This is a genomic window from Paenibacillus sp. MT86, from assembly GCF_058792535.1.
In genome coordinates, this window is sequence record NZ_CM179499.1 from 3,048,560 (window position 1) to 3,061,367 (window position 12,808).

At 49.1% G+C, this 12,808-nt stretch carries 13 protein-coding genes; 11 read left to right on the top strand and 2 right to left on the bottom strand.

Annotated elements, in window-relative coordinates; translation table 11 throughout:
- The first annotated feature begins 3 nt into the window (after positions 1-3).
- The 7 genes from AC3RCL_RS13485 to AC3RCL_RS13515 all read left to right on the top strand — a co-directional run bounded on the left by AC3RCL_RS13485 (position 4) and on the right by AC3RCL_RS13515 (position 8,216).
- On the top strand, positions 4-1,020 hold the full coding sequence (locus AC3RCL_RS13485; RefSeq protein ID WP_492535733.1) for a cytochrome d ubiquinol oxidase subunit II: 1,017 nt from the start codon (positions 4-6) through the stop codon (positions 1,018-1,020).
- 54 nt (positions 1,021-1,074) lie between these two features.
- On the top strand, positions 1,075-2,895 hold the full coding sequence (gene cydD / locus AC3RCL_RS13490) for a thiol reductant ABC exporter subunit CydD (protein WP_492535734.1): 1,821 nt from the start codon (positions 1,075-1,077) through the stop codon (positions 2,893-2,895).
- A complete protein-coding gene (gene cydC, locus AC3RCL_RS13495; RefSeq protein ID WP_492535736.1) occupies positions 2,892-4,613 on the top strand; it encodes a thiol reductant ABC exporter subunit CydC in 1,722 nt (573 codons plus the stop codon). Before cydD ends, cydC begins: the two co-directional genes overlap by 4 nt.
- A gap of 436 nt (positions 4,614-5,049) precedes the next feature.
- Positions 5,050-5,943, top strand: a complete 894-nt coding sequence (locus AC3RCL_RS13500; protein ID WP_375120039.1) for a class I SAM-dependent methyltransferase — start codon at positions 5,050-5,052, stop codon at positions 5,941-5,943.
- Positions 5,944-6,072: 129 nt separating this feature from the next.
- Positions 6,073-6,582, top strand: a complete 510-nt coding sequence (locus tag AC3RCL_RS13505) for a GNAT family N-acetyltransferase (protein WP_492535738.1) — start codon at positions 6,073-6,075, stop codon at positions 6,580-6,582.
- 165 nt (positions 6,583-6,747) lie between these two features.
- Positions 6,748-7,164, top strand: coding sequence for a VOC family protein (locus AC3RCL_RS13510; protein WP_492535740.1), 417 nt, complete (start codon positions 6,748-6,750; stop codon positions 7,162-7,164).
- A 170-nt stretch (positions 7,165-7,334) separates the two neighbouring features.
- Positions 7,335-8,216 (top strand): ADP-ribosylglycohydrolase family protein, encoded by an 882-nt coding sequence (locus AC3RCL_RS13515; RefSeq protein WP_492535742.1) that lies wholly within the window; start codon positions 7,335-7,337, stop codon positions 8,214-8,216.
- Here AC3RCL_RS13515 and AC3RCL_RS13520 read toward each other — a convergent pair.
- The gene (locus AC3RCL_RS13520; RefSeq protein ID WP_492535744.1) at positions 8,211-8,984 is read right to left on the bottom strand and encodes an aminoglycoside phosphotransferase family protein; all 774 of its coding nucleotides are present in this window, start codon (positions 8,982-8,984) and stop codon (positions 8,211-8,213) included. The genes AC3RCL_RS13515 and AC3RCL_RS13520 overlap by 6 nt on opposite strands.
- On the opposite strand from AC3RCL_RS13520, the gene AC3RCL_RS13525 reads away from it, so the two are divergent.
- The gene (locus AC3RCL_RS13525) at positions 8,906-10,048 is read left to right on the top strand and encodes a transposase (RefSeq protein ID WP_492535746.1); all 1,143 of its coding nucleotides are present in this window, start codon (positions 8,906-8,908) and stop codon (positions 10,046-10,048) included. The genes AC3RCL_RS13520 and AC3RCL_RS13525 overlap by 79 nt on opposite strands.
- A gap of 293 nt (positions 10,049-10,341) precedes the next feature.
- Here AC3RCL_RS13525 and AC3RCL_RS13530 read toward each other — a convergent pair whose 3' ends face one another.
- Positions 10,342-10,425, bottom strand: coding sequence for a putative holin-like toxin (locus AC3RCL_RS13530; RefSeq protein WP_220687457.1), 84 nt, complete (start codon positions 10,423-10,425; stop codon positions 10,342-10,344).
- 363 nt (positions 10,426-10,788) lie between these two features.
- Here AC3RCL_RS13530 and AC3RCL_RS13535 point away from each other — a divergent pair, with 363 nt between their 5' ends.
- From AC3RCL_RS13535 to AC3RCL_RS13545, 3 genes are all read left to right on the top strand, one after another.
- Complete coding sequence (locus AC3RCL_RS13535) at positions 10,789-11,220, top strand: GNAT family N-acetyltransferase (protein ID WP_096775443.1); 432 nt, start codon at positions 10,789-10,791, stop codon at positions 11,218-11,220.
- A gap of 257 nt (positions 11,221-11,477) precedes the next feature.
- The gene (locus AC3RCL_RS13540) at positions 11,478-12,071 is read left to right on the top strand and encodes a GNAT family N-acetyltransferase (protein ID WP_096775444.1); all 594 of its coding nucleotides are present in this window, start codon (positions 11,478-11,480) and stop codon (positions 12,069-12,071) included.
- 203 nt (positions 12,072-12,274) lie between these two features.
- The gene (locus AC3RCL_RS13545) at positions 12,275-12,721 is read left to right on the top strand and encodes a GNAT family N-acetyltransferase (protein WP_486045295.1); all 447 of its coding nucleotides are present in this window, start codon (positions 12,275-12,277) and stop codon (positions 12,719-12,721) included.
- Positions 12,722-12,808: the final 87 nt, after the last annotated feature.

A 12,808-nucleotide genomic window follows, 5' to 3' on the forward strand; every position in this document is an offset into this window, starting at 1 on the left:
GTTATGATCAGTTACGAGTTGATAGGCATTTCCGTGCTTTGGCTGTTTTTGTACGGCTATTTGATCGTGGCCTCCATCGATTACGGCGCCGGATTTTTTGCCTTCTATGCCCGCTTGACGAAGCAGGACCATCTGCTCAATCGTTTGATCTCTCGTTATTTGTCGCCGGTCTGGGAGATCACGAACGTGTTCTTTGTCTTTTTCTTCGTTGGCATCGTCGGGTTCTTTCCCGATACGGCCTATTATTATGGTTCTGCGCTGCTTGTGCCGGGAAGCATCGCCGTCATTTTGCTGGCCATTCGAGGGTCCTTTTACGCATTTGAGAACTATGGCTCCAAAGAAAACATCGTGTATCTGTTTTTATACGGGGCCACGGGATTGCTGATCCCTGCATCGTTGTCGGTGGCACTGACCCTTTCCGAGGGCGGCTTTATCGTGGAGGAAGGCGGGGCCGTTTCTTTAGAGTACTTGTCGCTGATGACAAGCCCGTTGTCGTGGAGCATCGTCGCATTGGCCATTGTATCGGTGCTGTTTATCAGTGGTTCGTTCTTGTCTTATTACGCTTCCCGGGCGGACGACCAGCCTGCGCTCAAGCTGATGCGGACTTATGCCCTGTTCTGGAGCATGCCAACCATCATTGCCGCGCTAACGGCATTCATTTATCTCTCTCGGCATAATGAGCGGCATTTTCAAAACATGATGGACTTATGGTGGCTGCTGGCGCTTTCCGTTGGTTTTTTCATGATATCCGTATGGCTTCTGTACAGCGGGCGGCGCTACGGACTAGCCTTTATTTGCGTGATGCTTCAGTTTTTCTGTGCCTTTTTTGCTTACGGCATCGGACAATATCCGTATATTCTGGATCCGTATATTACCATTCAAAGCGGTGCCACGCACGAGTCGATGGGCGTTGCGCTGGTGATCGCCTTTATCGGCGGACTGTGTCTGCTGATTCCGTCCCTTATCCTGGTCTTCAGGCTATTCTTGTTTGATGCGGATTATGTAAAAAGCAAAAAATAAACCGATGCGTTGTGAAATCACATACAGAGGTCGGCATGAAGGAGGGACGTCATCATGAAGAAAAAAACGGGACTGATCTCCCAGCAAATGTCCGCGCAAAGAAGACCCCTTGTTCTCATGGGTGGCGTGTCGCTTGCGCTCGGTGCCGCCATCGTGGGCCAGGCCGTGCTGCTCGCAGAATCGGTGGAGAAGATATTTGTGCAGCGTGCTTCGTTATCGTCGGTTGCCGTCATTCTTGTTATTCTGCTGGGCGTCATGGCTGCGCGTACGCTGCTGTCGTATGGCAATGGACGAATCGGTTTGCAGATGGCTGCCCGGGCCAAAACGGATATGCGAGCGGCCGTGCTGCGAAAGCTGACCAAGGCTTCCATGCCGATGGCGCTTCGCGGGCAAACAGGCGGAAAGGTGAGCGTGGCGCTGGATGCCGTGGATGAGGCGGACAGTTATTTCAGCCAGTATGTGCCGCGAATGATGGAAGCTGCCATCATTCCTATTCTGATCTTGGCCGTAGTATTTACGCAGCATATGAATTCCGGGTTCATTATGCTGGTTACCGCTCCCTTTATTCCGATATTCATGGTTTTGGTGGGGCTCAAAACGAAGAACAAATCGGAGGAGAAATTCGCGCAGTTGGCTGAATTTTCCGGCACGTTTCTCGACTCTCTGCAAGGACTCGTTTCATTGAAGCTCTTCGGCCGTGCCCGCCATCATCAGCAGGACATCGAACGCAGCAGCCTGGGGTACCGGGATGCGACGATGGACATTTTGCGAATTGCGTTCACCAATACCTTCATGCTGGAATCCATCGTCATGCTGGGCATTGGCATCGTTGCGCTTGAGCTGGCGCTTCAGCTCCTGGTCTTCAAATCGCTTTCCTTCCACACCGCCTTTTTGATCCTGCTGCTGGTACCCGAGTTTTACAGTTTGTTAAAAAACACGGGAACCGCCTTTCACGGGGGCCGCACCAGTATGGGGGCGATCCGTAAGGTGGAAGAGATGCTTGAGGAAACGCAAGATGAAGAAGCGTTAAGCACTCGACGTGAGGGTGCTGATCATAGGGATGGAACAGGCGAGTTAGATTGGACGATTGCGTTGGACAAGCCAGGGACAGCCGGTGGGGGGTTCATTCAAATGCCCCCGTCCATCGAGCTGAGGGATGTCCGGTTTCAGTATGCGCCGGATTCCTTCGAGCTTGCGGTGGGTTCCATATCGTTTGAACCAGGAGAGCATATTGCGATTGTCGGTAAAAGCGGGTCCGGCAAAACAACCTTGCTGCATCTCGTAGCCGGGCTGCTGAAGCCGGTATCAGGTGAAGTGCTGGTGAACGGAAGGGCGCTTAATTCAGACGATGAGGCTTCATGGTTTGATCATGTCAGCTACATTACCCAGCATCCATATATCTTTGCCGGCACGTTTGCCGAGAATATTGCGATTGGCGCGGGCAGGGACGTCTCTAGGACTGACGTCGAGCAGGCGGCGGAAGCTGCCGGACTTGCCGCGGTTGCGGCACAGCTCGAGCATGGCTATGACACCTTCGTCGGCGAAGGGGGCAGGGGGTTGTCAGGCGGCGAGAAGCAGCGGCTTGCGCTGGCGCGCGCTTTTTTGAAGCGGCCTGCCGTCATTTTGTTTGATGAGCCCACGGTGGGATTGGATCTCCACACCGAACGCGTGCTGCAGCTGTCCATTGCCGAGCTTGCAAGCCAAGCGACCATGATTACCGTTGCGCACCGCTTGTATACGATAAAAGATGCCGACAAGATCCTGTTTATGGACAACGGAGCCCTGCTTGGATGCGGGCGCCATGAAGAGCTTCTTGTTCGGCTGCCGCAATACGCCGAAATGGTGGATGCCCATCGGAAAGGGAGGTTCGCATGAATGAGCTGGCTATTCTAACAAAAGCGATGATTGAGGAACGCAAGGATATTGCCATGGCCATCATCGGCGGATTCTTAGCCGGCATCGCAGGTGTATGTCTCTTTTCACTTAGCGGATACCTCATTTCGCAGACGGTTTTTGCCCCGCCGCTCTATACCTTGATCGTGCTGACGTCTCTGGTGAAAATCCTGGGTCTGCTGCGGGCGGGCAGCCGCTATGCAGAACGCTTGTATTCCCATCGGGCGACGTTTTCTCTGCTCAGCCGTTTGCGCACGTCTTTATTTGCCAAGCTTGTTCCGTTAACGCCAGGGATACTGGGCAAGAAGCGGAGCGGTGAGCTGCTCGCGCGGATCGTCGGGGATGTAGAAAGCTTGCAGCATTATTTTTTGCGCGTTGCTTATCCCCCTATCATCGTGGTCATGGTGTTTTTGGCGACGGTGTTGTTTACTTCCGCTTTCTCGATCTGGATTGCCTGTTTGTTTGTGGTTGGGATGCTGGCAACGGCTTTTGTGGTTCCAGCGCTGGTATTGCTTGGACAGAGAAGAATTCATGGTCGCGTTCGCCGGCAGCGGGCGGCATTTTCCACGGAAGTGACCGAACTGCTCTACGGTTTCCGTGATTTAAAAGTATATGGGCAGTTGAAGCAGCGAGAGGAGCTGCTGCAGCATGCCTCGGCAGTTTTATCAGCGGAGCAGCAGGCATCTGCCGTGCACCTGCTGCGAGGGCAATCGCTGCATACTTTTGTGACGTATCTCATTTCTTGGGGCGTGCTCATTCTCGGAGCTTATCTGATCATGGACGGCTCCCTTGCCGGCGTGTTTCTCGCCATGCTGGTCATGGCTTCGCTTACGGTGTTCGAAGAGGCGGCGCCAATGGCCACGCTGCCGGCTTATAAGCAGGACAGCGAGCACGCGGCCAAGCGGCTCGCGGAAATCGTTCATGCTGCCGATGTGATGTCGCCGCAGCCGAGCGGCATGCTATCCGTCAATCAAGCCGTTTCGGTGGAGCTGCGCAGGGTTACGTTCCAATATGAAGATGAATGGCGTCCTGCACTCCAAAACGTATCCCTCCATTTTCCCGCTGGTTCCAAAACGGCCATTGTCGGGCCGAGCGGGTCAGGGAAATCAACGATCGTCGAATTGCTGCTCAAGCTGCGTACCCCGACAAGCGGCGAGATTCGTTTGCATGATGTTTCGATTCAGGAATTGGATGAAGCGAGCATTTGGCAAGCGTCGAATGTAGTGCTTCAGAACAGTCATTTCTTCCGGGGAACCATTCGAGACAACCTGCTGCAGGATGCCGAACATCACGACGACCATAAGTTGTCCGCTATACTGGATAAAGTCCAACTGCCGAATCAATCTCTGGACGCTGCGGTATATGAGAAGGGCGAGAACTTGTCCGACGGAGAAAAGCAACGGCTGGCCTTGGCGCGGGCCATGCTCCGGAAAGGGCGTTTGTGGCTTTTGGACGAACCGACGTCTTCACTGGATAACATCACCGAGCAGCGCGTTTTCAGACAATTGCTGGCGCAAGCGCAGGATGATACGTTTATTCTTATATGCCATCGGCTGACCGGCTTGGAAGAAATGGACCGGATCATGGTCATGGATCAAGGCAGAATCATTGAAGCAGGCACGTATTCGCAGCTGATGGAGCAAAAGGGCTACTTCTATGAAATGAAACAAATTGAGCGGCAAATGATAGGCGAAGCCTGATCTTGCCATTGATGAGCCGGGTGAATTTCTACCTTCGCGTCACCGACATGTAAGGCTAGCAAAGTACAACAACGCAAGATCCCTAAGTAAATTTCAGAAGCACAGCCGATTTTCCTCCGGAGGAAGATCGGCTGTATAACCATAACGGAGATATTGATATCAGACGATTGGTGGAATAGGCGACCGTTTTTTATGAGCGGCTATGTTTTAAGCTATGTTGCCAGCGGCAGTGTGCCAACCGCAGATTAATCAAAAAAGGGCATTGCAAATGGGGAATGAATCATATATTATGGATAACGTAGATCCGTAATTAACTTTTTGTCAGTATGCTGAAACGGGAAGTAATATACTTTTCGTGCGCGACAATTATGGATATGTAATATCCATAATTGAATACCATGCACCATAAACCATAACGGAAAGCGAGAGGGATGTCTTGAACGATTTTTTTAATGAAGCCATATGGGAACAAGCTTGGAAGGAACATGGCGACAGCGTCATCAACAAAATGAAAAAAGCCGGAATCGAACCTGCCCGAGCATTTGATCATAAGGCCCGGACTTTCAATGAGCAATCATTTAATGAAGAAGGGAGAAAAAGGACTTCGCGCATCATGAACTGGCTTGAAGGGCAAGGCGTTCGATTCGATAATGCCTCCGTTCTGGATATCGGGGCCGCTTCGGGCGTGTTTTCGGTTCCGTTTGCGGAGCGCGGGGCTGATGTAACGGCCGTGGAGTCTTCGCAGCCCTTGATCGATCTGCTGAAAGAGAATATAACAAATTTTCCACAGGATCAGGTGAAGATCGTTCCCGAACGTTTTGAAGATATTGACGTACAGGCCAAAGGGTGGAGCCAGGCGTTCGATCTCGTTTTTCTCTCGATGTGCCCGGTCATCGTGGATTGGCAGAGCGTAGAGAAGGTACTGCAATGCGCCCGGGAGTTTTGTTATATCAGTATGCCCGCAGGTTCCACCGAGATCAGCCTGATGAATGAAATCTGGCCGCTCATCACCGATCAGCCTTACCGATCGAAACATATGGAATTTGGGTATTTGCTTCACCTGCTATACCTCAAAGGATATTCCTACGAGTCCCTTGTAACGCGGGAAACGAAAACGACGGAAGTCTCAAGCGAAGCTGCGCTGCAGGAAATCATGAACTGGCTTCGCGGTCATGGTCAAGCCCCAGATGATCAGAAGCGTAAATTGATAACGGATTATTTAGAGCAAGCTTATCCGTCCGGCAACGTCACGATCCGGCAGAGTGGGCGTTACGGCAAGGTATTGGTTCGATTGCAGGATGAAAGCATGTACTCGGGAGAACGGACTTAAGGTATCATCCTGATGAGTATTACGATAACAATCTTTCCCGGCTCAACCAACCGTTCTTGAACCTGCCGGGGATCGGATGATATGGTAGTAGTGCGTGAACCAACGATCCGGGAGAGGCGGGAAGATGTCATGAAAATGAATTTTACACAAGTGAAAACGGTGGAAGAAATCGCAGAGGTTGCCAGACTGGCGGCAGAAATTTGGCGCGAATATTACGTATCCATCATTTCTATGGAGCAGATCGAATATATGATCGGCAAATATCAAGCTGTCCCGGCGATTACGGATCAGATCCGGCATCAGGACTACGAATATTACTTGATCCATTCGGCTGACTCCTCCACCTTCGGTTATATGTCGGTCAGACAAGAAGAGGACAAGCTCTTCCTGAGCAAGTTTTACATTAGCAAGGAGCAACGCGGACGCGGCTATGCCAGTCAAGCGATGGTGTTCCTGGAAGAGCTGTGTAAAGACCGAAGCTTGAGCCATATTTGGCTGACGGTCAATCGACATAATGAATCCAGCATCGCCGTATATGAGAAAAAAGGCTATCGGACCGTGAGGGAACAAATCGCGGATATCGGGAATGGATTCGTGATGGACGATTATATAATGGAAAAGGAAATTTCGGTTTCATAAAGTGCATGGCTTAATATCCATGCTGAAAAAAACGATGCAACCCAAGCCCATTCGCTTGGGTTGCTTTTATAAAGGGGATGGCTAGCCTGATTTTCAAGATAGCAATCCATAAGAAACCCATTCTCGGTTGTTTTGCTATGATTGAAAAAAAGGAGTTGATTGAGGATGACAGTCAAACTTACCCCTTATTTAAATATGGAAGGGAATGCAAGGGAAGCTATCCGCTTCTATTTACAAGCTTTAGATGCCGAAGTCCTTTCCATCATTACTTACGGAGACATGCCGGAAATGCCGAACACATACACGGATGCATTAAATCAGCTTGTCGCACATGCGAAGCTGCGGATTGGCGAAGCTGAACTCATGTTCTCGGATGCACCGACCGGCACCTCGATTCCGAAAGGCAAACAGGTCACCATCTGCATTTCAACGAACAGCGTGGAGACATCCAAACGATTTTTTGAAGCCTTGGAGCAAGAGGGTCAAGTGAATATGCCGTTCGAGGAAGCGCCTTTTAGCCCAGGCTTTGGCGATGTAACCGATAAATTCGGCGTGACCTTCCAGATTTATACTGAGGATTAATGCCTTTTCATGAACTGCGAAACTGACTTTAAGTACTAAACCTAGTCCGTTACCAAGGCTGGGTTTACTGCTTTTTACAGAGTATCGCTTGAGTGGGGAAGACATCCGCCTCTATAACTTTGATATAATGCTGCGAGTGGTTTTACACGGAATGAATGTGAGGTGTTTGCATGGACAACAAATATTTCGACCGCATCAAGGGCGGACTATACGGGGTGGCCGTGGGCGACGCTTTGGGCGGGACGACGGAGTTTATGAGTACGCGGGAGATCGAAGCACAGTACGGTTATTTGACGGAAATCATCGGCGGCGGGGTCTGGAATCTGGAACCGGGAGAAGTGACCGACGATACGATGATGACGCTTTGCGTCGCGGCAGGTATTATCGAGAATCCTGCAGAGCCGATGGAAGCGATCGGGCGTTTCTTTATGGAATGGTATCGATCGCGTCCCAAAGACATCGGGAATATCATCCGTCATGTTTTTCAAACCTACGAAGGGGATTGGCTCGAAGCGGCTTTTGTTGCGCATATGGATATGGGGCAAAGCGGCGGGAATGGATCCCTCATGCGCTGCCTGCCGGCGGCTCTGGCCTATAAGGATCCGGCGGACATGGAACGAGTGACGATTCTGCAGTCGAGGATGACGCATTACGATCCAAGGTGCGCCGATGCCTGCCTCATGTACAACCGAATCGCGTGGCGCCTTTTGCAGGGTGATAACTTAAGGGCTGCCGTCATGGCCGAGGTGGCGGGAAGCGAATACGAACACTTGATTGAAGCCGAGCCCGATTGTCCTGCAAGCGGTTTTGTGGTGCATACCTTCCGCTGGGTACTGCATATTTTGCTCAACACGCCAGATTTTGAAGGAGTCGTACAGAAGGCGGCCAATCTAGGGAATGATTCCGATACGATCGGCGCCATCGCCGGCGGGCTGGCGGGTATTTGCTACGGGTATGAAGGCATACCAGCCCGATATGCGGAAGCGATCCTCATCAAAGAGCGGCTCGACAGGACGGTTTCGCAGCTGTATGCGTTGAAAGCATCATCATAAACCGTGGTTTTTATAGTCTCGGATTATGACATCCATCACGTGCTTCCCCCAAACCGAGGCTTCCGAGCCATGCTCGTTCCAAGCGAAGGTGATGAGTGCTTTCCACAAGGCCCATCCTCGTGCACGATGAACGGTGTTATCATCAAAATTCATGCGGTTTAGGAAAATCCGGCGACTGTCGTCGTCAAAAAAGTTCCATGCCATCACGAGGTCGCTTGAAGGATCGCCGACACCCATCGTCCCGAAGTCGATAACGCCGCACAGCCGGCCATCCTTTACGAGCAGATTGCCTACCGCCACATCGCCGTGCAGCCACATCGGTGCGGATTGATATTTTGTCGTAAGGGAGAGTTCCCAAATTTCCGTTAAAAGCGCTTGATCGTATTCGTCGGAAAGCGTTTCGATGATGGATCTGGTCTCATTGTCGTAGACGGCAAGGTTTCCTCCGCGATGAAAATTTTGGGTGCCCGCCGGCACGCCGCCGCTTGCGTCGATCGCCTCCAGCTCCTTCAAAAATGCAGCGAGGTCTTCGGCAAATTCGTTAACATCCCGAATGTTGGCATCCGTTACGGTTTCGCCTTCAATCCATCGATTGATCGACCATGGAAGAGGATACTCTTCCGTTGGCTCTCCTTTTGCAACCGGAGCCGGAATGGGCAAGGACAAATGGGGTTTGAAGACCGGGAGCCATGTCAGCTCTTTCTCGACAGCCGAAGCGTAGTGTGCTGGACCTCCGTCCTTACGCGAAAGAACTGAGAAGTCGTTCACCCCGAGGAGCCGACGGGCATTGCAGAGAAGGCATTTTGCGCGCCCTTCTTGCTGCTCCTCTAGAACGTATCCAGACATTTACTGGTTTACATCATCGACTGAGTACCGATCTTAGGTTTCGCTATCAATGCGGACTTCCACTCGACCGCGAGGCTCCATCCATCGCTACATTAAGCAGAGTCTTTGCCGAGCTGACGAAGAAAGAGCTGGCCAAACAGTTGTTCGAAGACTTGGTCAATCGCTGCAAGCAAGACGGCATCATCGACGGAAATCATGTTGCGATCGACAGTGCCTCGATTCACGCTTACGAAAAGAAGCAGCCTAAGCGAAAAAGCGAGCAAACGGGCAATGCGAACTGGGGAGCGAAGTTCGACTCCTTCGGTAATAAAGTGACTTGGTTCGGCTATAAGCTCCACTTGGCGGTGGATACGAAAAGCGAACTTCCACTTGCGCTCGAAGTCACGCCAGCGCATGTGAATGATGGAGAAATGGCGCCGAGCCTGATTGAGAAGGTTGCTGTCGATAAACGCACGAGATTCTTCATGCTTGATGCGGGCTATGACCAAATGAAAGTGTACGAAGCGGCTCGAAAGGTGAACGCTCAAGCCATTATTCCTCTCAATCCTCGGGGAGAAAAAGAACCGCCCGCTGGCATGACGACAAACGGAACACCCTGCTGTACGATGGGGTTCGCGATGACTTACTGGGGCGCCGACGGCGATTACTTGAAGTTTCGTTGTCCGCATGCCACAGGCAAAGTAGATTGCCCGTTAGGCATGGCCACTTGCTCAGCGTCCAACTATGGCATGGTCGTCAAAGTCGATACGAAGGACGATCTAAGGCGATATAGTAATCCGCATCGCGATACCAAGCGCTGGAAAGAGCTTTACAATGAACGAACCAGCGTGGAACGGTGCAATTCTCGAATGAAAACGTATTTGTCCGCGGATAGCCTGCATGTCTGGGGCGTTCAAAAAGTCACTACGCAGCAGTATTTGAACGCCATCGTCCTACTCGTATCTGCGCTCTCAACTGCTTCGAGAAGAAAGCAAGCCGCCGCTTAAAAAGTTCAAACTTCAAAAATTCTGGAGGTCTGTCCTTTTTCAGAAAACGCGTGATTTAGAGACGAGACAATGTCTGTTCTTCCTATGATTTATCCAAATTCGGAATTATGCAAAATGCTCAAATAAAAAATAATCAACAAAACATATAAAAGCGTTATAAAATGAGTTATACTGAGGTAAGAATAAGTAAGGAGCCGTGCGGGAACACGACTCCAAAGCACAATAACTGCATAAAGAGCAGTCGGCCACAGGAGTTAGGTCGAGAAATAGACCGTTACCTTAGCGAGGGCGGTCTATTTCTTTTTCATGTAGGTAAGCAATGCCAGAATGAACATGCCGAACATGAACATTAAGGAAAGTGCATCTTTGACCTCCATGGGCATCACCTCCCTTCTGGGAGATTAGCCGACCGCCCTTAAAGCCGTATATTGTACTAGAAAATTATAACATATAAGATATGATGAAATACCATTAAAATACTATAAATAACTAGAATGAATACATAAGAAACAATATATATCTGTAAAACATTTATGAGAATGTAATTACAGATAAGGCAGTAACATCACTAAACCATGCATCTAAGCTCCGCCCCTTGGTTTTTTCATAAGCAAGCACGCTCATAGGCGAAAATTCAGACAACACACGACCAACCTAAGATAAGAGCTATCTAAGGCTGGGTCGCGTCACAGATGCGGGAACGTTATGTGAAATCATCCTAAATACAGAGGAGAATGTGAATGATAATTCGTGAAGCTGAATCCAATGACGCCGAAGCTATTGAAGGACTATATAAAGAGTTGCTTCCAAACAACACAAAAATAAAAGTGTTGGAAGATAGAATAGAAGAAATTAAACAAGATCCTAATAGTTTCTTGTTCATTTGCGAAGTAGACCAAGAGATCGTTGCAACTGCACATCTGCATCTATGTTTAGATGCGTTGATAGAGTCACAACCTTTTGGGGTTGTAGAACGTGTAATTGTATCTGGAAACAGACAAGGTCAAGGTTATGGATCGCTCATTATGAAGCATATTGAAGAGCTGTGTATTTCAAGGGGTTGTGTTAAGGTCTTTTTAACCAGCGGAGCTTCGAGGAAGCAAGCACACGAGTTCTATACAAAGTTAGGTTATGACGGTGATTCGAGTAAAGCCTTTAAGAAGTACTTATAATTTTTGAAAGTTATTCGAAGATGAGGCAGACATCACATAACACCATATTCCCGCAGCGGGCGTTCGCCCCTTGGTCCGCGAAGAGCGAAGGGATTTCACTGCGGAGCGAATTCAGAGATACAGGGAAGCGTTGACGGACAACCCTGCAAACCTAACCGCGCCGTAGCCGGTCCTTCAGCCTTAAGGTTCACGGGTTCGGGAATACAGAAACGCTATCTGAAAGCTAGGCACTAATATTTTATCTGGTGGTGACTGCAATGACGCAAATTGAAGAACATTTTCAAGAGTTCCCTGTTCTTGAAACTGAACGAACAAGATTAAGAAAGATAAGTTACTCGGATCAGGATGATATGTATAGTTATTGTAGATTTCCTATGGTATCGAGATATACCGTTTGGGACACTCATCAGTCACTTGATGATACAAAAGCATTTATTGAATTTGTGTTAAACCGTTATGACACACAGAAAGTAGGACCTTGGGGAATTGAGCACAAACAAGCAAAGAAACTAATTGGTAGTTGTAGTTTTGTGAGTTGGGATAATCGAAATAAAAGGGCAGAGCTTGGTTATGTATTATCAAATGAATATTGGAATCAAGGATACATGTCCGAGGTAATTAGAAGAATTTTAGAGTTTGGATTCAATGAATTAGGGTTAGTTCGAATTGAAGCAAGATGCCATCTGGATAATATCGGATCCGCCAGAGTAATGGAGAAGACTGGAATGCGATTTGAGGGGGTATTGAGAAGGCATATCTGGGCAAAGGGTGCATTTCAGGATGTAAAATTGTATTCAATAATTAAAGACGATTTTGCAAGTGAACTCGAAGAAGGCCCGTCCATCAGATAACAACGCATTCCGGCAATGCGGCTAAAGCCCCCTTGGTCCGCCCGAAGAGGTGAGCAAGGAAGCAGAAATCAGCATGCCACTTCTGCGAACCTGAGTGGCATGCTACCCAGCGCTACGGGCCTTAAGGTTCTGGTTGTTGTGAACGCAAGAACGTTATATGAACCGCCGAAACCTGATAAAAACCAAAGAGTGAGGGAATCATCATGCCCAATGTGTCTGTCAGATACATTCATAGGAATGAATTAGATCAACTACTTTTGCTATATAAGCATTTAAATGCAGATGATCCAGAACTGAATATATACGAAATACAAGATCATTGGCGAGAGATAATGAATGACAAGCTGATGAAGATTATTGTTGTAGAGCATGAGGGGAAGCTTGTCTCTTCATGCGTTTTAGTTCTTATTAGGAATTTAACTAGGGGCGCAAGACCATATGGCTTGATTGAGAATGTTGTTACACATTCTGATTATAGAAAGAACGGTTACGGGAAATTAGTACTTCAAAAAGCAGTCGAAACCGCTAGGGAGAATGATTGTTACAAAGTGATGTTAATGACGAGTTCTAGAATGGAAGGAACCCATAGCTTTTATGAGAGCTGCGGATTCACTAAAGGGGATAAGACAGGATTTATAATTAAGATGTAATGAGGTAAAAAGATGCGCCGGCATCATATATCATATCCACGCTTCGGAGCCTGACGGCTCCTCGGTCTGCGAGATGAGATTGGCAGG

Coding starts and splice junctions, on each gene's coding strand:
- AC3RCL_RS13485 (WP_492535733.1), top strand. CDS start 4: ATGATCAGTTACGAGTTGATAGGCATTTCCGTGCTTTGGCTGTTTTTG.
- cydD (WP_492535734.1), top strand. CDS start 1,075: ATGAAGAAAAAAACGGGACTGATCTCCCAGCAAATGTCCGCGCAAAGA.
- cydC (WP_492535736.1), top strand. CDS start 2,892: ATGAATGAGCTGGCTATTCTAACAAAAGCGATGATTGAGGAACGCAAG.
- AC3RCL_RS13505 (WP_492535738.1), top strand. CDS start 6,073: ATGAAAATGAATTTTACACAAGTGAAAACGGTGGAAGAAATCGCAGAG.
- AC3RCL_RS13510 (WP_492535740.1), top strand. CDS start 6,748: ATGACAGTCAAACTTACCCCTTATTTAAATATGGAAGGGAATGCAAGG.
- AC3RCL_RS13515 (WP_492535742.1), top strand. CDS start 7,335: ATGGACAACAAATATTTCGACCGCATCAAGGGCGGACTATACGGGGTG.
- AC3RCL_RS13525 (WP_492535746.1), top strand. CDS start 8,906: ATGTCAGCTCTTTCTCGACAGCCGAAGCGTAGTGTGCTGGACCTCCGT.
- AC3RCL_RS13530 (WP_220687457.1), bottom strand. CDS start 10,425: ATGGAGGTCAAAGATGCACTTTCCTTAATGTTCATGTTCGGCATGTTC.
- AC3RCL_RS13535 (WP_096775443.1), top strand. CDS start 10,789: ATGATAATTCGTGAAGCTGAATCCAATGACGCCGAAGCTATTGAAGGA.
- AC3RCL_RS13540 (WP_096775444.1), top strand. CDS start 11,478: ATGACGCAAATTGAAGAACATTTTCAAGAGTTCCCTGTTCTTGAAACT.
- AC3RCL_RS13545 (WP_486045295.1), top strand. CDS start 12,275: ATGCCCAATGTGTCTGTCAGATACATTCATAGGAATGAATTAGATCAA.